Below are 18,510 nucleotides of genomic sequence, written 5' to 3'. Positions count from 1 at the left end.
CGGTGACGCGCTCCGAAGACAGCACCGGGTCCAGACCGGACGGACCCGGTCTCGCCGGCGTGTTCGCCGAGGACCCGGAGGTCGGCCGCGACCTGGCCGCCGTCGACTGGGCGGCCACCCCGCTGGGTCCGCCGGAGAGCTGGCCGCAGAGTCTGCAGACCGCGGTCGGCATCCTGCTGTCCTCGCGGTTCGCCATGTGGATGGCGTGGGGACCGGAGCTCACGTTCTTCTGCAACAACGCCTACCGGCTCAACACCCTGAGCCACAAGTACCCGTGGGCGCTGGGCCGTCCGACGGCCGAGGTGTGGGCGGAGATCTGGGAGGACATCGGGCCCAGGGTCGAGAGCGTGCTCACGACCGGGCAGGCGACCTGGGACGAGGCGCTCCAGCTGTTCGTGGAGCGGTCCGGGTACCTGGAGGAGAGCTACCACACCTTCTCCTACAGCCCGCTGCGCGACGAGACCGGCGCGGTGGCGGGGATGCTGTGCGTCGTCAGCGAGGAGACCGACCGCGTCGTCGGCGACCGGCGGATGGCCACGCTGCGCGACCTCGGCTCCGACCCCAGCATGGCGCGCGAGGAGGACGAGGTGCTGGCGTTCGCCTGCGCGCAGCTGCAGCGCAACCAGCGCGACCTCCCGTTCACCCTCGCCTACCTCTTCGAGGACGGTCACGCGCGCCTGGCGGAGGCCTCGGGCATCGGCCGCGGTCATCCGGCCGCGCCCGAGGTCGTCTCACCGGGAGACGACTGCCCCTGGCCGGTGGAGGCCGCGAAGCGCGGTGAGTCGGTCCTGGTCGACCTGGACGGCGTCGCGGGGCTGCCCACCGGCTCGTGGAGCAGCCCGCCGGTCAGCGCTCTCGTCGCTCCGCTGCAACGGCCCGGCGGCACGCCCTACGGGTTCCTGGTGGCGGCCCTGAACCGGCACCGGCCGTTCGACGACGGCTACCGCGGGTTCGTCGAGCTCGTGGCGGGCAACATCGCCTCCGGCATCGCGGGAGCGCGCGGGTTCCGCGCCCAGCAGCGCCGCGCGGAGGAGCTCGCCGAGCTCGACCGCGCGAAGACCGCGTTCTTCTCCAACATCAGCCACGAGTTCCGCACGCCGCTGACGCTGATCATGGGCCCGGTGCAGGACCTGCGCGAGCAGCTCGCGCAGGCGGACCCGCACGTCGAGCAGGAGCTGGAGGTCATCCACCGCAACGGCCTGCGGCTCGGCAAGCTCGTCAACACCCTGCTCGACTTCTCGCGGCTCGAGGCGGGCCGCATGCAGGCGCTCTACCAGCCCGTCGACCTCGCGGCGGTCACCGCGGAGCTCGCCAGCGTCTTCCGCTCGGCGGTGGAGAAGGCGGGGCTGCGGTTCGAGATCGACTGCGCACCGCTGCCCCGGCCGGTGCACGTCGACCTGGGGCTGTGGGAGAAGGTCGTCCTGAACCTGCTGAGCAACGCGCTCAAGTTCACCGTGGACGGTGCGGTCGGCGTCTCGGTGCGCGCCGGTGAGGGCAAGGCCGTCGTGACGGTCTCCGACACCGGTGTCGGCGTGTCGGAGGACGAGATCCCGCGGTTGTTCGAGCGCTTCCACCGCATCGAGCACACGTGGTCGCGGTCCAAGGAGGGCAGCGGCATCGGGCTCGCGCTCGTGCAGGAGCTGGTGGGCCTGCACGGCGGCACCATCCGGGCGACCAGCACGGAGGGCGAGGGCACCACCTTCACGATCGAGCTGCCGTACGGCACCGAGCACCTGCCGGCCGACGCCGTGTCGCAGGAGCCCGTGCTGCCCGCGCCGTCGGACATCGCCGCCCCGTACGTGCAGGAGGCGCTGCGGTGGCTGCCGGACCCCGGCCTCACCGTCGACGACCTGCTGCTCAGCTCGGCCGCCGGTGCCGCGCCGGAGGTGCCCGCCACCGTGCTGGTCGCCGACGACAACGCCGACATGCGGGAGTACCTCACCCGCCTGCTGGTCAGGGCCGGGTACGAGGTCCGCGCGGTGACCGACGGCGTGGCGGCGCTGGAGGCGGCCCGCGGCACCCCGCCGGACCTGGTCGTGAGCGACGTGATGATGCCCCGCATGGACGGCCTGTCGCTGGTCACGGCGTTGCGCGCGGATCCGCGCACGATGGCCGTGCCGGTGCTGCTGCTGTCCGCGCGGGCCGGGCAGGAGGCCTCGGGCGAGGGCCTGCGGGCGGGTGCGGACGACTACCTGGTCAAGCCGTTCGCGGCCGCGGACCTGCTGGCGCGGGTGCGGGCGAACGTCGACCTCTTCCGGTTGCGCGGCCAGCACGCCCGCTGGCGGGACGCGATCATCGACTCGTTGCAGGAGGCGTTCTTCGTCTGCGACGACGACGGCACGGTGGTCGAGATCAACGCCTCGTTCACCGACATCCTCGGCTACGGGCCGGAGGACCTGCCGCTGCCCGCCCCGCAGCCGTGGTGGCCGGACGAGCGGACCGACCCCGAGGCGCGCAGGCAGTTCGCGGAGGCGTTCGAGGCGCGGTCGGGGCGTGACCAGATCCCGCAGACCGTGCCGGTGACCCACCGGGACGGCAGGCGGCTGTGGGTCAGCGCCCTGATGAACCCGGCGCACGACCCGGACAGCGGCCGGACGATGACGGTGGGCACGTTCCGCGACGTCACGGCCGAGCACCACGCCCGCAGGCGGGAGACCGCGCTCGCGGAGATGAGCGTGCGGCTGTCCAGGGCGACCAGCACGTCCGAGTCGCTGTCCGGCGCGCTCGACCAGCTCCAGGCGCTGTGGCGCGCCGAGGTCATGGCCGTCGTCTTCGCCGTGCACGAGACGCCGCGGGTCAGCAGCTCCGCGGGCGACGTGGCGTGGGACGACCTGCCGGAGGGCCAGCGCGCGACGCTGACCGCGCTGACGGAACACCCCGCGCTCATCCCGGTCTTCGTCGGCGACGGCAGCACGGCCGTCACGGTCGAGCACCCGGACGGGCCGATGGTGCTCTGGCTGCGCCTCGACGAGCGGCACCTGTTCACCGAGCAGGACGAGCTGCTGCTGTCCCTGCTGGCGGGCCACCTGGCCCAGGGCCTGTCCCGCGCCCGCCAGATCGACCAGCAGCGCGAGACGGCACTGGCCCTGCAGCGCGCCATCCTCGGCCCGTCGAACCTGCCGGGCGGGTTCGCGGTGCGCTACGAACCGGCGGCGCGGCCGCTGGAGGTCGGCGGCGACTGGTACGACACGTTCCCGCTGCCCGACGGGCGGATCGGCATCGTCGTCGGCGACTGCGTGGGCCGCGGCCTCACCGCCGCCGCCGTGATGGGCCAGCTGCGCAGTGCCTGCCGCGCCCTGATGCTCCAGGAGATCGGGCCCGCGCGGGCGCTCATGACGCTGGACCAGTTCGCCGCCGGGGTGCCCGGCGCCCTGTGCACCACGGTGTTCTGCGGTGTCCTCGACCCGCAGACCGGTCACCTCGTCTACTCGAGCGCCGGGCACCCGCCCGCGATCCTGGCGCTGGCCGACGGCACCACGCAGCTGCTGGAGGGCGGCCGGTCCATCCCGCTCGCGGTCAAGCTGGGCGTGCGGCGCACCGAGGCGGAGTGCACGCTGCCGCCGCGCTCGACGCTGCTCACCTACACCGACGGCCTCGTCGAACGCCGCCGCAGCTCGTTGACCGAGGGCATCGAGAAGGCCGCCCTCGCCGTCCAGGAGGGGCGGGCGAACGGGCTGGAGGAGCTCGCGGGGCAGATCATGACCGCGCTCTCCCCCGCCGGCGGCTACGACGACGACGTCGCGTTGCTGATGTACCGGCACCCCGCGCCGCTGGACATGACCTTCCCGGCGGAACCCGGCCAGCTGCAGGGCGCCCGCCGGACGTTGCGCGGCTGGCTGCGGCAGTGCGGGTTCTCGACGGGACGCGCCCAGAGCGTCCTGCTGGCCGTCGGCGAAGCGTGCGCGAACGCCATCGAGCACGCCTACCGCGACACGGAACGCGGGGGCGTGCGCATCCGGCTGGAGACGGCCGGCGACGCCGCGCTGCTGGCCACGGTGGCGGACACCGGCACCTGGAAGGCCCCCGAGGACGACCCGGACGCGCGGCGCGGCCGCGGAACGACGATCATGCTCACGATGATGGACGAAGTCGCCATCCTCCCCCACCCGACCGGTACGACCGTGACGATGCAGGTGATGATTCCCGATGACGACGCCGCTGACGCTGACCAGCACCACCGACCCGCAGGGCAGGTCTGTGGTCAAGGTGGCCGGTGAGATCGACCTCAGCAACACCGACTCCTTCGCCGCCGCCCTCGACGACGTCACGGGCCCGCTCGTCGTGGATCTCACCGAGGTGCTCTACATCGACAGCGCCGGGATGAGCGTGCTCTTCGCGCACGCGGAGCGGGCGGAGATCATCGCGACCCCGCTGCTCGCCCCGATCATCGAGGTGTCCGGGCTGACGTCGATGGCGACGATCAGGGGGATGGAGGGCTGAGCGCGGCCAGCGCCCGCGCTGTGAGCGCGACGATCCGGTCCTGGGCCTGCGCCCTGGGCACCGTCGGCTCGCCGTCGCCGGGCTGGTCGCCGTAGTCGCCGAAGAACGCGTGCACCGCGCCGGGGACCTCTTCGAACCTGGTGGTCGCCGGCAGCAGCTTCTTCGAGTCCTCGACGTCCTGCGGCGTGGTGAAGCCGTCCTTCTCGCCGTGGATCGACCACGCGGTGAGGTCGGCGCGGCCGGAGAGGTCGTCGACCGGGTACGACGCCCACAGCACGAGCCCCCGGACGTCGTTGCCCTCCAAGGCTTCCTTCGCGGCGGCCACCCCTCCCAGCGAGTGCCCGCCGACCGCCCAGGTCCTCACCTCGGGGTGCTCGGCCCGGAGGTCGGCCGTGCCGGAGCCCAGCAGTGCGATGTTGAGCGGTTCCCTCACGACGACCACCAGGAACCCCTGCTGCGCCACGCGGTCGAGCAGTCCCAGGTAGGCGCGGTAGTCGACGCGGGCGCCGGGGTGGAACACCAGACCGGCCCTGGGTTCACCCGGCGGCCGCAGCACCGTCGCGCCGCTCGGCGGGTTCGTGGCGGCGAACGGCTGGAGGTACACCAGCGGCGCGGTGAGGACGACGGCCAGCACCACCGCGAGCCACGTCGGCGCGCGGAAGGCGGCGATGCCGATCAGCACGACGGCGCCGAGCAGGACGAGATGGGCGGGGTGGCCGTGGACCAGCGGTCCCCAGCCGGCGCCGAGCAGGACGACCGGGACCAGGACGCAGACCGCCGCGGGGATGCGCCGCACCAGCGGGGGGACGCGCCTCACGAGCGCACCAGGTTCGCGATCCGGACGCCGGCCCAGATCAGCAGGGCGAGGACCGCCACCAGCAGGTACTCGATCACCGGAATCCGCACCACCTCGTCCAGCCTGCCGAACCCGCGCCACGAGTAGACCGCGAGCGCCGCCACCACGAAGGTGCCGCCGATCCACCACCTCGCCGCGGCACTCAGCCCGACGCCGTGCATCTGGGTGAGGACGAAGATCGCCACGAACCCGAACAGGAACATGGGCCAGATGCCGTCCGGGCCGGAGTTCATCACGGCGACGAGGGTTCCGTGCACCGCGACCAGCAGTTCGAGGGTGAGCGTCCACCAGCGGTTCGTGTGCGCGGTGGTGAACATCAGGCTGCTCTGCACCAGCAGCAGGAACATGTAGAAGAACCCGATCAGGTGGCCGCTGGTCGACTCCATCGGGTGGTACCAGAACGTGTAGATGGCGGCCCAGCTGAACAGGTAGCCGTGGTAGCGCCGGGCGAACGCGACGACCTGCGCGGAGATCGGCGCCGACCAGGTCAGGACCAGGCCGCGGCGGCGGTTCTCCATCAGCAGGACCACCACGAGCAGCAGGACGACCGAGCCCTGGGAGCTGAAGATGGAGACGTCCTGCGCCAGGCCGTCGTAGAACACCTGCGTCTGCACCGCGTGCAGCCCGATGAACGCGGCGTTCGCGGCGAGCGCGACGACGTTGAGGCGGTGCAGCCCGGTCGTGTAGCGGCGGACGTACTTCTGCCCGTGGTAGATCAGGCCCCACGACACGAGTTGGTGCGCCGCGTAGCCCACCCAGGCGGACGCCCTGGTCCAGAAGGTGGGGTCGGGCAGCTTCCAGTAGTACCAGGACGCGCCCTGGTCGGGCAGCAGGCTGACGCTCAGCCGTTGCCCCAGCAGCCACACCAGGCCGGTGAGCAGCGCGCTCGCCGCCACTCCCCACAGCAGGACGGCGGGCGCGGGCCGCTTCGCATCATTCAGCACGCTGAGCATTATGCAGATGTTCAGCTTGCTGAACAAACCTTGCCGCGTGCCGCCCGCCCCGCTACGTTCAGTCGACTGAACGATTTCAGGAGGACCCGCGGTGGCCCGATATCTGTTGCGCGTCAACGGTGAACGACACGAGGTGGACGTCGACGGCGACACTCCCCTGCTGTGGGTGTTGCGCGACGAGCTCGGCCTGACGGGCGTCAAGTACGGGTGCGGAGTCGGCCTGTGCGGGGCGTGCACGTCCCATGTGGACGGTGCGGCGGCGCGGCCCTGCGTGCGCACGACGGCCGACAGCGCCCGGAACCGGATCACGACGATCGAGGGCCTGTCGCGCGACGGGAACCACCCGGTGCAGCGGGCGTGGCGCGAGCTCGACGTGGCGCAGTGCGGCTACTGCCAGCCAGGTCAGGTGATGGCCGCGGCCGCGTTGCTGGCGCGCGACCCGGACCCCGACGACGCGGCGATCGAGGAAGCGTTGCGGGACAACGTGTGCCGGTGCGGCTCGTACCCGCGCATCCGCGAGGCCGTCCGCAGGGCGAGCCGGATCATGCGGGAGGGCCGATGATCAGCCGCAGGACGTTGTTGCGCGGTGCCGGGATCGGCGCGCTCGTCGTCGCGGTCCCCGTGCCCGCCCTCGCCGCCGACGGCTTCACGCCGAACGTCTTCGTGCGGCTGGACGACAAGGGGCGGATCACCGCGACCGTCCCGCGTCCCGACACAGGCCAGGGCGTGCGCACGGTCGTGGCGCTGATGGTGGCCGAAGAGCTGGCGGTCGAGACCTCGGACGTGGCCCTGGAACAGGCTTTCGGCGACACCGAGCGGTTCGGGTCGCAGTCGGTGAGCAACTCGTCGTCGGTGCGGCAGCTCGCCACCCCGATCCGCACGGCCGCCGCGACCGCGCGCTGCCTTCTCGTCGCCGCGGCCGCGCAACGTTGGGGCGTACCGGCCGCCGAGTGCGCTGCGAGAGACGGCGCCGTGTGCCATCCCCGCCGCGGCAGGCTGCCGTACCGGGCGCTCGTGCGGGGTGCGGCGGCGCTCGACCCCGCGACCGTGCCCGTCGAGCTCACGCCCCCGGAGAAGTGGCGGCTGCTGGGCAAGACGCGCGGCGGACGCGTCGACGCGCGGGACATCGTCACCGGTCGCACGCGCTACGGCATCGACTCGCGGCCGGCCGGTGGGCTCGTCGCGGTCGTGGCGCGGCCGCCGTGGATCGGCGCGGTGCCCGCGACGATCGACGACACCGCCGCGCGGGCGCTGCCCGGGGTGGTGGACGTCCTGAAGCTCACCGCGCCCGCCGACGGCCAGGGCGGCGTGGCGGTGATCGCCCGGTCGACGCACCAGGCGTTGAAGGGGCGGGACGCGCTGCGGGTGACCTGGGAAGGCGGGACTCCCGCCGCCGACAGCCGCACGTGGCTCGCGGACCTGAACGCCGCGTTGCCCGTGCTGGCACCGATCGACGGTCTTCAGCGGGTCTTCCAGATGCCGTTGCTCGCGCACGCGCCGATGGAACCCATGAACGCGACCGCGCACGTGCGCGCCGACGGTCTGACGGTGTGGGCGCCGACGCAGGACCCCGGTGGGTTGCGCACGCAGTTGGCGCGTCAGCTCGGTGTGCCCGCCACGGCCGTGCGGGTGGAGCCGACGGCGTCGGGTGGTGCGTTCGGGCGTCGCATCGAGCCCGACCCCGTGCTGGAGGCGGTGGCGTGCTCACGGAAGGTGGGAGCGCCCGTTCAGGTGTTGTGGACGCGGGCCGACGACACGCGCAACGACTCGTACCGGCCGATGTCCGTGCACCGGCTGAGCGCGGAGATCGGTTCCGGCGGCCTGCCCGTGCGACGGGCGCACGAGGTGGTCACGTGGCCGCTGACCGTGCTGCCGTTCTTCGGCAACCCGGCGCTGATCAAGGCGAGCGGCGACCACTTCCCCTACACGGTGCCCGGCGACGTGACGGTCACCGTGCGGCCCGCGCCGTTGCGGACGGGGTTCTGGCGGGCCGTCTACGCGGGCCAGTTCGTCTACGCCGAGGAGTGCTTCCTCAGCGAGATCGGCGCGCGGGCGGGCCTCGACCAGATCGCGCTGCGCAAGTCGCTGCTGCCCGCCGGCTCGCGCCTGCACCGGCTGCTCGACACCGTCGCCGGACCGTGGCGCGACCTGCGCGGCACCGCTCGCGGCGTGGCGTGCCACGAGGACTACGGCTCGGCGATCGCGGTGGTCGCGTCCGTCGACCCCGCGGCCCGCGAGGTGCTGAGCGTGCACGCGGCCGTGGACGTCGGCGTGGCGCTGCACCCGTCCGGCGTGCGCGCCCAGGTGGAGGGCTGCGTGGTCGACGCGGTGTCCACTGTGCTCGGTGCGCAGATCACCGTCCGGGAAGGACGTGTCGTGGAGTCGTCGTTCGGCGACTACCGCTGGGCGCGGATCGGGCAGATACCGGACATCGACGTGAGAATCGTGCAGTCCAACGAGCCTCTCGGCGGCCTGGGCGAGCTCTCCTACCCCCCGGCGGCCGCGGCGATCGCCTCCGCGCTGGCCGGCGCCGGAGGAGTCTCCGGCATGCCGTTCGGGACCGACGTGGGGTGACCGTCCCGGTCTGGGATGATGGGGCCGTGGCCGAGGGAGACGAACTGGCGGTGGCGCACCGCCCGGACCAGGTGGGCGCGGACGTCGCCTCCTGGCCGACCGGCAGGCTCCTGTCGGTCGCGGCCCGCGTCGTCGAGAAGCGCTTCGAGGACTTCCTGGCGGGCCGCGGCCTCACGCACGCCGGCATGATCACGCTGCACCACCTGGCCGACGGCCCGCGCTCCCAGCGCGAGCTGGCCCTGCTGTGCCGCGTGACCGACCAGACGATGAGCCGCACCATCGACCACCTCGACCGCGGCGGCCACGTCGTGCGCAACCAGGACCCGAAGGACCGCAGGCGCATCTCCGTGAAGATCACCCCGGCGGGCCGCCGCGCCCTGGCCGCCGCCCGCCGCGAGGAACGCGAGTCGGACACGCTGCTCGGCGCGGTGGACGACTACGAGCACTTCCGCCGGCAGCTGATCGCGCTGATCGCGGCGGCGACGAACCCCGAGGCCTGACGCGGCGAGGCCGCGGGACCGCGAGAGGGTCGGCGGCTCGCGTGAGGCGCTTGCGCGGAGGGCTTGCGCGAGCGGTCAGATAGTGTCGGGGTGCCGGTGACAGCCTGCCGTCACGCGTCCGCCTCTCGCGCGCCGGAGGGGAATCACAGCCCCTGCACCCGCCGCCACTCCCCGCGGTCCTCTGCCGGCGGGCCGGCGAGACCGCCCCGCCGGCAGCCCGCCCAGGGCCCGCTACCCCCGCAGCCGTTCCGCGGCCAGCCGCCCGGAGATCAGCACCGGCGGAATTCCCACCCCCGGCGTCGTCCCGCTCCCCGCCAGCACCACGTTCCCGTCCCGGAACGGGAGGTTCCCCGGCCGGAACGGGCCGGTCTGCCCGAACGTGTGCGCGGCCGAGAACGGCGTCCCCGCCGCCTGCCCGTCGCGCGCCCAGTCGTCCGGCGTCACGACCGCGAGCGGTTCGGCGTCCACCAGGAGCTTGCGCGCCGACATCTCCTCCACCAGCTGCTCGGCGTACCGCTCGGCGAAGGTGTCCCAGCGCAGCGGCGCGACGTCGAGGTTCGGGCACGGCGCCAGCAGGTACTGCAGGTGCCTGCCCTCCGGCGCCAGCTCCGGGTCGGTGAGGGTGGGCGTGGTGAGCAGCAGCGACGGGTCGCTCATCAGCTCGCCGCGCCGGATGATCTCGTCGAACGTGCCGTCCCACTTGTCGCCGAACGAGATCGTGTGGTGCGCCAGGTCGTCCACCACGTGCTTCGAGCTGAGGTGCACGACGACCGCGGACGGCGACCACCGCAGCGGCACGACGCGCCTGGGCTGTCCGCGCAGCAGGCGCGTGCTCTGCGCCGGGCCGGTGGCCAGGACGACCGCGTCGCACGGGAAGCGGCCGGCGTCGGTGTGCACGGCGTTGACGCGGTTGCCGACGCGTTCGAGCGACGAGACTTCGGCGCCGTAGACGAACTCCACTCCCGCGGCCGCGGCGGCGTCGGCCAGCGACTGCGGCACGGCGCGCATGCCGCCGCGCGGGAACCACACGCCCGCAATGGTGTCCATGTAAGCGATGACGGCGTACGCGGCGAGGGCGTCACGCGGGGCGACACCGGCGTAAAGCGCCTGGAACGTGAACACGCGCCGCAGCCGGTCGTCGTGCAGGAACTTGCCCACGGCGCGGCCGAGCGAGCCGAAGCCGCCGAGCCGGGTGAGCTTCAGCAGGTCGCCGCCGACCAGGTCCAGCGGTGAGTCGAAGCTCGCGCCGATGAACTTGTCGCGCTCCACCTCGTAGAGCTTCGACAGCCACTCCCGCAGGTCGCGGTAGCCCTGCGCCTCCCGGCTGCCCGCGAAGTCGTACACCGCCTGCTCCATGCGGTCGCCGTCGGTGTGCACGTCCAACGCGCTGCCGTCGGCGAACGTCGCGCGGTAGGCGGGGTGCAACGGCAGCAGCTCCAGGAAGTCGGAGCGCCGCGCGCCGACGGCGGCGAACGCGTCGTCCAGCAGTTCCGGCATCGTCAGCACGGTCGGGCCCGTGTCGATGCGATGGCCGTCGATGTCCCGGCGGCCCGCGAGCCCGCCGGGGTGCGGGAGTCGTTCGAGGACGGTCACCTCGTGCCCGGCGCCGCGCAGGTGCAGCGCCGCCGACAACCCCGAGAGACCCGCTCCGACCACGACCACACGGTCCGTGCGGCCCTTCACCACGTGCACCACTGAAGAACTCTCCCAGTCAGGTCGTGCGCGCGACGGCGCGGTTGGCGAGGCGCACCAGCTCGTGGCGCGCCTCGTCGTCGATCACGGCGCGGTCCAGCGCCGCGAGCCCGGACACCGCCAGGCTGTCGATGTGCTTCTCGACGGCGGCGACGGCGCCGAGCTCCACCAGCAGCGCCCGCACCTCGTCGACGGTCCGGTCGCTGACGGCGCCGCTCTCCAGGCACCGCCGCAGCAGCCGTTGCGCCGCGGGCCGGTCCTGGGCGCGAGACAGCGCGATCGACATCAACGGCGTCCGCTTGCCCTCCCGCAGATCCTCTCCCACGGGCTTGCCGGTGACCGACGAGTCCCCGAACACCCCGATGAGGTCGTCGCGCAGCTGGAACGCCACGCCGATGTCGTGTCCGTACGCGCGCAGGCAGTCCACGACGTTCTCGTCGGCTCCGGCGAGGGCGGCGCCGAGGTGCAGCGGCCGTTCGACGGTGTAAGCGGCGGTCTTCAACGCCGCCACGCGCACGGCGTGCTCCAGCGACTCCTCGCGGCGGGCGACCGCCAGGATGTCGAGGTGCTGGCCCATGATCATCTCGGTCCGCATGGCCTGCCACGGCCCCCAGGCGCGGCCGAGCGCGTCGGAGGGCAGCCCGGCGGTCACGAGGGCGTCGTCGGCCCACGCCAGCGCGAGGTCGCCGACCAGGATCGCCGCCGAGTCGCCGTACTGGCGCGCGCTGCCCGACCACCGCTGGTGCCGGTGCAGCGCCGCGAACGACTCGTGCACGGCGGGCTTGCCGCGCCTGGTGGCCGAACGGTCCATCACGTCGTCGTGCACGAGTGCGCAGCACTGGAGCATCTCCAGGGCGACCATGGCCCGCACGACGGCGTCGGTGAGCTCGGAGGTGTGCGCGGAGCCGCCGGCCGCGCGCCAGCCCCACCACGCGAACGTGGGCCTGATCCTCTTGCCCCCGGCCAGGATCAGGTCGCGCAGCTCGGCTGTGAGCTCGGGGGCGAGGTCCTGCCTGGCTCGCAGGAAGTCGTGCAGCGCGTCGTCGAGGAGGACCCGGAAGTCGTCCACGTGCGACGTGCGAGCGTCCACGCTGGTCAGCAGCGACATCGGCGTTCCCTCGGGAGTCGGCGGGAGTTCGGTGGTTCGAGCTAAGCAGCGGGGTCCGGGGTTCGCATGATGAATGCCGCCGTTGTGCGGAGTTAAACGTGTGGTCTTAGCGTTGGGGGTACGTTCCCCGTGAAAGGACCGCTGATGTCGGCTGAGCGCGAACTGGACGCCGCGGGTGTGACCGCACCGGCGTTGCGCGACGCGTACCGGCGCTGCCGTGAGCTCAACGCACTGCACGGCCGTACCTATTACCTGGCAACGAGGTTGCTGAGCGCCGAGCAACGGCCCGCCGTGCACGCCCTGTACGGGTTCGCCCGCTGGGTGGACGACGTGGTCGACGACGTCCACAGTGGACCCGACGAGAAGGCCGAGGCGCTGCTGGCGATCGACGCCCGCGTGCAGTCCGCGCTGCGGGAGGAGTCGACCGACGACCCGGTGCTCGCCGCGCTGGTCGACACCGTGCGGCGCTACGACATCCCCGTCCAGCACTTCCAGGACTTCATGCATTCGATGCGGATGGACCTCACGGTCACCGACTACGCCACGTACGCCGACCTCGAACGGTACGTGCACGGCTCCGCCGCGGTGATCGGCCTGCAGGTGCTGCCGGTGCTCGGCACCAGCGTGCCCAGGGAGGAGGCGGAGCCCGCGGCGGCGGCGCTCGGCATCGCCTTCCAGCTCACGAACTTCATCCGCGACGTCGGCGAGGACCTCGACCGCGGCCGCGTCTACCTGCCGGCCGACGAGCTCGCGGAGTTCGGTGTCGACCGCGAGCGGCTGATGCACGCGCGTGCGCAAGGTCACGCCGACCCGCAGGTGCGTGCCGCGTTGCGCGACCAGGTCCGGCGCGCGCGAGAGGTGTACACGCGGGCATGGCCGGGCATCGGCATGCTCGCACCGCGTTCGCGCCCGTGCGTCCTGACGGCCTACCGGCTCTACGGCCGGATCCTCGACCTGGTCGAGGGCGCGGACTGCGACGTGCTGTCGCGCCGCGTCGTCGTCTCCAACGGCAGGCGGCTCGCCGTCGCGCTGCCGGCGCTGGCGAGGGCGGTGTTCGCCCGTGCGGCCTGAGGCGAAGAAGGCCATCCGCGACCGGATCCCGCTGCGGATCTACTCGAGCCCGCCGTGGCGCGAGCAGCGGCCGACGTGGCAGGACGCGAAACCGGCACTGATCGAGTCGGCCCTGAAGCGCGCGACGGCCCGCCCGTCCGGCAACTGGTTCGTCGCGGGCACGAGCAGGGACGTGGTGAAGGGCAAGCCGTACGGCCGCACCATCGCGGGCCAGGAGGTGGTGCTCTGGCGCGGCCCCCACGGCGTCCTGATGGCCGGTTCGGGCTCCTGTCCGCACCTGGGCGCACCGCTGTGCGACGGTGCCGTGGCCGAGGGCAAGCTCATCTGCCGGTGGCACGGCCTCGCGCTGGAGGGCAAGCGATTCGGCGCGTGGACCCCGTACCCGGCTTTCGACGACGGCGTGCTCGTGTGGGTCCGCCTGGACCAGGTGGGCGGTGAGGAACCGCTCGACGCGCCGATCCTGCCCGAACGCCCGCCCGCCGGGTCGATCGACGCGGTGGCGACGCTCATCGGCCGCTGCGACCCGGAAGACGTCATCGCCAACCGGCTGGACCCGTGGCACGGCGCGTGGTTCCACCCGTACTCGTTCGCGAACCTGCACGTCCTGGAGACCCCGACCGAGACGGACGACCGCTTCCTGGTCGAGGTGACGTTCCGGCTGGCCGGGCGCGTGGGCGTGCCGGTGATCGCCGCGTTCAGCTGCCCCGAGCCGCGCACGATCGTGATGCACATCGTCGAGGGCGAGGGCGAGGGCAGCGTCGTCGAGACGCACGCCACCCCGATCCGCGACGGCAGGACCGCGGTGGTCGAGGCGACCATCGCGCACTCCGACCGGCCGGGGTTCGCGCTGGCCAAGCCGGTCGCGGGGGCGTTGCGGCCGATGATGAAGTGGGCGGCGGCGCGGCTGTGGCGCGACGACCTGGACTACGCGGAGCGCCGGTACGCGCTGCGGAAGGCGGGGAAGTTCCCGGACTAGTCCACGTCAGGGCGGCTGACACGCGGCCGCCCTGTTTCACGCGACACGCCGACCCCCGAGTTGCGTCGTTTCTGAGTCGATTTTACGATGGGCTTTCCACCGTGGTCGTCTCAGCAGAGGACGTAAGTCATGCCTGAATTGTCCCGTCTGCCCCAACCGGTCGCGGAAGAGTGGGACTGGCAGCTGGCCGGTCTCTGCCGCGGCATGGACAGCGCCTACTTCTTCCACACGCCCAACGAACGCGGATCCGCGCGCGAGCAGCGCGAAGCCGCGGCCAAGGCGATCTGCCAGCGCTGCCCCGTCATGGAGCGCTGCCGTTCCCACGCCCTGGAGGTCCACGAGACCTTCGGCATCTGGGGAGGGCTCGGTGAGAGCGAGCTGCGGGCGATCCTCGCGAAGCGAGCCCGCCGGTCGTGACCTACACGCCCCGCGCCGTGGCGGGCATGCTCGGCATCGCCCCCACCACGCTGCGGACCTGGGACCAGCGGTACGGGCTCGGGCCGTCCGAGCGCACCGAGGGCGGCCACCGCCGCTACGACGAGGCGGACGTCGACGTGCTGCGCAGGATGGTCGTGCTCATCGGGCAGGGCGTCTCGCCGGCGTCGGCCGCCGTGCTCGCCCGTCAGGAGCCCGCCACCAGGACCAGCGCCCCGATCGGGGCGGACAAGGCGCTCAAGGCCCAGCGCGGTTTCCTGACCGCCGCGAAACGGCTCGACGAACCGCTGATGCTCGACCTCGCCGCGAAGCTCCTCGCCGACCACGGTGTCGTCTCGGTGTGGGAGTCGGTGTTCGTGCCGTGCCTGGTGGAACTGGGCGAGCTCATCGCCGACCGCGGGTCGGGCGTCGAGATCGAGCACATGGCGAGCGGCAGTGTTCTGCAGGCGCTGCGGGAGGTCCCGCGCGCCAACGGCCCCGGCGTGCTCGCCGCGCTGCTGGCGTGCGCGCCGGAGGAGCAGCACGTGCTGGCCCTGGAGGCGCTGGGCGCGGCGTTGTCCGAGCAGGGCGGCCAGTGGCGCAGCCTCGGGGCGCGGGTGCCCCCGGAGGCGCTGTGCGACGCGGTCGTCCGGTTGCGCCCGTCCGTGGTGCTGGTCTGGGCGCACCGGGCCGACCTCGCCGAACTGGTGCCGCTGGCCGAGCTCGGCCGGCGGACGACCGCGCTGGTCGCGGTCGCCGGTCCGGGGTGGGCCGGGATGACGCTGCCCTCGTCGGTGCGGCGGCCGGCCGGCCTCGCCGAAGCGGTCGAACTGGTGATGAGCCGGGTCTAGGTAGTCCCCCAGCGCCGGGAGGCGGACCTCAGCAGCGACACGCGGCCCTCCGTCGGCACGCTCCACAGCTCGGTGCCCGCCACGCCCCACCGGCCCAGCAGGTGGTTGGCGGCCGCGAAGCCGGTGGTGGCCGCGCGTTCCATCAGCGCCACCGGCAGGTCGATGCGGACCAGGTCGCCGGCCACCACGAGGAACTCGTCGGGCGTCGTCACCGCGGGCCGCCCCGCGTAGCCGCCCGCCGGGAACAGCGGGCAGTCCTCGCGCAGCTCGTGCCGTTCGTCGACGATCCCCGCCCGCTTGGTCTCCGGGTAGACCTCGGTGAGCTGCTGCCACAACCGGTCCCGCGCGGACTTCTCGTCCACATCGGACGGCAGCGCGTAGCCGTGCAGCTCCACCACCGAACCGCCGGTGCGCGCGGCCCAGGCCCGTGCCTCGTGCTCGTAGTGGTCGAGCACGCTGATGTTGTCGAGCAGGTCGTGCCCGCCCGTGCCGAGGAAACCGGGCCGGTCCGCGTCGACCGGGGTGTCGAGCCAGTACCGCGACACGAGGAACCGCGGCGCCGTCCGCAGACCGCCGACCTGCTCGCGCCACGCGTCGTCGGCGAGGGACGGGGACGCGCCGACCAGCGCCCGCAGGCCGGGGACGTCCGCGGCGAGCACGACGGCGTCCGCCTCGATCGCGCCGTCGCCGATGGTGACGGAGAACCGCTTGTCCTCCCCCGGCAGCACGGACTTCACCTCGACGCCCGTGCACACCGTCGCGCCCAGCGACGCGAGGTGCCGGCCCAGCGGCTCCCACAGGCCGTGCGGGAACGGGTCCGCGGCCACGTCGAACAGCAGTCCCTCGCTGGAACCGAGGAAGTAGATGTGGAACATCACCGCGAGCTCGGCGGCCGACATCCGCGTGGGGTGGGCGAAGAAGCTGCGGGAGAACACCTCGAACGCGAGGGCGTGCGCGGCCTCCGGGAAGCGGATCCGCTCGATGTAGGTCGCCGCGTCGATGCCGTCGAGCTCCTCGTAGGTCCGCGGCACCGACACGTCCAGCAACGACAGCGCGGCGCGCGCGTTGACCCGCGGCAGGTCGCTCCACCTGAACGTCGGGCTGCTGCGCAGGAACGCGAGCGCGTTCCACGGCACGGTCGTCGGCAGTCCGGCGAAGCTGTCGCGGTGGCCGGAGGCGTGCTGCAGCGGGTAGTCCGGCAGCGGGACCAGCGCGCGTCCCGCGGGGTCGACGCGCTTGAGCAACGACCGCAGGTTGTAGTACTGGCGGAAGAACGCGTGGAAGCCGCGCGTCATCGTGGCCTCGCTGCCGTCGGCGAGCCGGGTGCTCCAGCCGCCGACCCGGCCGCCGAGGTAGTCCTCCCGCTCGCACAGCACGACCCGCGCCCCGCGCTCGGCCAGCAGCGTCGCGGCGGAGAGTCCGGCGATGCCACCGCCCACCACGGCGACCACGGGCGCGTTCCCGTCGAAGTGCGCCCGCCCGGCCGGAGCCGGGATCCGCACGGCCTTGCGATCCTTCACCGCTGCTCCCGCTCCGGGGCCTGACCGAGGAACGTGTGCACGACACCGAGCTGCAGACCCGGCACCGGTGCGCTGCGCACGCCGACGAAACCGTTGCGCCGCAACCGGTCCCGCAGAGCCGTCGCGCCGTCGAAGTCCATCACGCTGCGCCACAGGTAGGTGTAGAGCGAGCGGTCACCCGTGGCGATCCACCCCGCGGGCACGATGAACCCGCACAGCGCCGTCCACACCGCCGTGCTCGCCAGCGAGTCGCGCACCGAGTACTCGTGCAGCACCAGCCGCCCGCCGGGCTTGAGGAAGTCGCGCACGCGGCGCAGGGTGGCGTCCGGCTCGGGCAGGTTGCGCACCAGGTACGCCGCGAACACCGCGTCGAACTGCCCCTCGTCGACGTCCTCGGCGCGGCTGTGCACGAACTTCACCGTCGGCGGCCACCGCTTCTGCCGCGCCTGGGCGAGCATGCCCTCCGACGCGTCCACGGCGACGATCTCCACGCCGGGCGCGGCCGCGACGAGCGCCGCCGTCGACGCGCCGGTGCCGCACCCGAGGTCGAGCACCCGCATGCCGGGCTTGAGCCGCAACGCACCGGCGGAGCGCCGCAACGCCTGGTGGTAACCGGGGTTGAGGCCGACGAGGAAGTCGTAGCCGCGCGCGGCTCGGTCGAACTTCCCCGGCACCTCGAACTTGTTCACGTTCGCATCAACCGACCTCACAGGACGACCGTATGGGCGGGGCGGCGAGTCTGCACGACGGCGCGCGGATCCCGCAGGAACGCCGGCAACGCCCTCGCCGTGCCTGCGGGGTTGTCGCGGTGCGCGAGGTGCCCGGCGCCGGGGATCACGTGGTAGCGGACCAGCCGGTGCAGCCGCGCCCAGTCCGGCGCTGCCGTCGCGATGATGCCGGTGGTGTCGTGCTCACCGCGGCAGACCAGCGTCGGCACCCGCAGCCGCCGGCGCGGGTCGATGTGCCGGACGGCGTCGACCACCGCTCCCCACGCGTGCACCAGGGTGCCGTCGCTGACGTGCCGGCCGGCCTGCCGCAGGTGGTCGCGCGCTCCCGACGAGCAGGTGCTGTGGACCGGCACCCGGCGCCGCACCAGCCGCTTCGGCACGAGCCGCAGCAGTGGCGCGGACAACCGCATGACCGCCATCGGCAGGACCGGCGGTTTGAGCGTCAGGCTGGTGGCGCCGATCAACGCCAGCGCGAGGACCCGTCCGGGTGCCCGGATCGCGGCCTTCTGGCTGACGTACCCGCCCAGCGAGTGCCCGACCAGCACAGCCCGCTCCACCCCCAGCCCGTCGAGCAGCGCGAGCAGGTCGGCCGCCGCGCCGGGAACGCTGAAGTCCAGTCCGCCGGACGAACTGGCGCCGTGTCCCGGCAGGTCCCACGTCACCGTGCGATAGCCGGCGTCCACGAAGAACGGCACCAACGGGTCGAAGGTCTCGTGGGCGTCCATGGTCCCGTGCGTGAACACGACCGCCGCGCCGTTCTCATTCCCACGAGTCCACGTCTGAGGAGTCGGTCCACTGCTGGGCACGCGGGAGGAGTCCCCCGGCAC

16 protein-coding genes are annotated in these 18,510 nt (G+C 73.0%); 9 read left to right on the top strand and 7 right to left on the bottom strand.

Going from position 1 to position 18,510, the window contains the following annotated elements; all coding sequences use genetic code 11:
• Positions 1 to 2 precede the first annotated feature (2 nt).
• Both VF330_RS09290 and VF330_RS09285 read left to right on the top strand, forming a co-directional pair.
• Positions 3 to 4,217, top strand: coding sequence for a SpoIIE family protein phosphatase (locus VF330_RS09290; RefSeq protein ID WP_330851103.1), 4,215 nt, complete (start codon positions 3 to 5; stop codon positions 4,215 to 4,217).
• On the top strand, positions 4,147 to 4,440 hold the full coding sequence (locus VF330_RS09285; RefSeq protein ID WP_330851102.1) for an STAS domain-containing protein: 294 nt from the start codon (positions 4,147 to 4,149) through the stop codon (positions 4,438 to 4,440). The genes VF330_RS09290 and VF330_RS09285 overlap by 71 nt, the downstream gene beginning before the upstream one ends.
• On the opposite strand, the gene VF330_RS09280 is transcribed toward VF330_RS09285, so the two are convergent.
• On the bottom strand, positions 4,421 to 5,257 hold the full coding sequence (locus tag VF330_RS09280) for an alpha/beta hydrolase (protein ID WP_330851101.1): 837 nt from the start codon (positions 5,255 to 5,257) through the stop codon (positions 4,421 to 4,423). The genes VF330_RS09285 and VF330_RS09280 overlap by 20 nt on opposite strands.
• Positions 5,254 to 6,240: a hypothetical protein gene (locus VF330_RS09275; protein WP_330851100.1), complete on the bottom strand. Its 987-nt coding sequence runs from the start codon at positions 6,238 to 6,240 to the stop codon at positions 5,254 to 5,256. Before VF330_RS09275 ends, VF330_RS09280 begins: the two co-directional genes overlap by 4 nt.
• Positions 6,241 to 6,340: 100 nt before the next feature.
• Here VF330_RS09275 and VF330_RS09270 point away from each other — a divergent pair, with 100 nt between their 5' ends.
• Genes VF330_RS09270 through VF330_RS09260 form a run of 3 tightly spaced genes read left to right on the top strand, consistent with a single transcriptional unit; the run spans position 6,341 to position 9,323 of the window.
• Positions 6,341 to 6,811 (top strand): (2Fe-2S)-binding protein, encoded by a 471-nt coding sequence (locus VF330_RS09270; protein ID WP_330851099.1) that lies wholly within the window; start codon positions 6,341 to 6,343, stop codon positions 6,809 to 6,811.
• Entirely contained in the window at positions 6,808 to 8,823 is a 2,016-nt protein-coding gene (locus tag VF330_RS09265) for a xanthine dehydrogenase family protein molybdopterin-binding subunit (protein ID WP_330851098.1), read from the top strand. The genes VF330_RS09270 and VF330_RS09265 overlap by 4 nt, the downstream gene beginning before the upstream one ends.
• 26 nt (positions 8,824 to 8,849) lie before the next feature.
• Positions 8,850 to 9,323: a MarR family winged helix-turn-helix transcriptional regulator gene (locus tag VF330_RS09260; protein WP_330851097.1), complete on the top strand. Its 474-nt coding sequence runs from the start codon at positions 8,850 to 8,852 to the stop codon at positions 9,321 to 9,323.
• Between the two features lie 231 nt (positions 9,324 to 9,554).
• Here the strand turns inward: VF330_RS09260 and crtI are convergent, their stop codons facing one another.
• Both crtI and VF330_RS09250 read right to left on the bottom strand, forming a co-directional pair.
• The gene (gene crtI, locus VF330_RS09255; protein WP_330851145.1) at positions 9,555 to 11,015 is read right to left on the bottom strand and encodes a phytoene desaturase family protein; all 1,461 of its coding nucleotides are present in this window, start codon (positions 11,013 to 11,015) and stop codon (positions 9,555 to 9,557) included.
• Positions 11,016 to 11,034: 19 nt separating this feature from the next.
• Positions 11,035 to 12,123, bottom strand: coding sequence for a polyprenyl synthetase family protein (locus VF330_RS09250; protein ID WP_330851096.1), 1,089 nt, complete (start codon positions 12,121 to 12,123; stop codon positions 11,035 to 11,037).
• A gap of 144 nt (positions 12,124 to 12,267) precedes the next feature.
• Between VF330_RS09250 and VF330_RS09245 the strand changes: the two genes are divergently transcribed.
• The 4 genes from VF330_RS09245 (at position 12,268) to VF330_RS09230 (ending at position 15,435) form a co-directional block, all read left to right on the top strand.
• Positions 12,268 to 13,194, top strand: a complete 927-nt coding sequence (locus tag VF330_RS09245; RefSeq protein WP_330851095.1) for a phytoene/squalene synthase family protein — start codon at positions 12,268 to 12,270, stop codon at positions 13,192 to 13,194.
• Positions 13,184 to 14,170, top strand: coding sequence for a DUF5914 domain-containing protein (locus VF330_RS09240; protein WP_414675361.1), 987 nt, complete (start codon positions 13,184 to 13,186; stop codon positions 14,168 to 14,170). Before VF330_RS09245 ends, VF330_RS09240 begins: the two co-directional genes overlap by 11 nt.
• 129 nt (positions 14,171 to 14,299) lie before the next feature.
• Positions 14,300 to 14,587, top strand: coding sequence for a WhiB family transcriptional regulator (locus tag VF330_RS09235; RefSeq protein WP_330851094.1), 288 nt, complete (start codon positions 14,300 to 14,302; stop codon positions 14,585 to 14,587).
• On the top strand, positions 14,584 to 15,435 hold the full coding sequence (locus VF330_RS09230; RefSeq protein ID WP_330851093.1) for a MerR family transcriptional regulator: 852 nt from the start codon (positions 14,584 to 14,586) through the stop codon (positions 15,433 to 15,435). Before VF330_RS09235 ends, VF330_RS09230 begins: the two co-directional genes overlap by 4 nt.
• Here VF330_RS09230 and VF330_RS09225 read toward each other — a convergent pair.
• From VF330_RS09225 to VF330_RS09215, 3 genes are read right to left on the bottom strand one after another with little or no spacing between them, the layout of a single operon-like run.
• On the bottom strand, positions 15,432 to 16,955 hold the full coding sequence (locus VF330_RS09225; RefSeq protein ID WP_330851092.1) for an FAD-dependent oxidoreductase: 1,524 nt from the start codon (positions 16,953 to 16,955) through the stop codon (positions 15,432 to 15,434). The genes VF330_RS09230 and VF330_RS09225 overlap by 4 nt on opposite strands.
• Positions 16,952 to 17,665: a class I SAM-dependent methyltransferase gene (locus VF330_RS09220; RefSeq protein WP_330851091.1), complete on the bottom strand. Its 714-nt coding sequence runs from the start codon at positions 17,663 to 17,665 to the stop codon at positions 16,952 to 16,954. The genes VF330_RS09225 and VF330_RS09220 overlap by 4 nt, the downstream gene beginning before the upstream one ends.
• The gene (locus VF330_RS09215) at positions 17,662 to 18,489 is read right to left on the bottom strand and encodes an alpha/beta hydrolase (protein WP_330851090.1); all 828 of its coding nucleotides are present in this window, start codon (positions 18,487 to 18,489) and stop codon (positions 17,662 to 17,664) included. The genes VF330_RS09220 and VF330_RS09215 overlap by 4 nt, the downstream gene beginning before the upstream one ends.
• Positions 18,490 to 18,510: the final 21 nt, after the last annotated feature.

The sequence above is a fragment of the Lentzea sp. genome (assembly GCF_036380075.1).
GTDB lineage: Bacteria > Actinomycetota > Actinomycetes > Mycobacteriales > Pseudonocardiaceae > Lentzea.
Note: the sequence above shows the minus strand (reverse complement) of the source record. Positions and strands in the feature narration are given on the sequence as shown.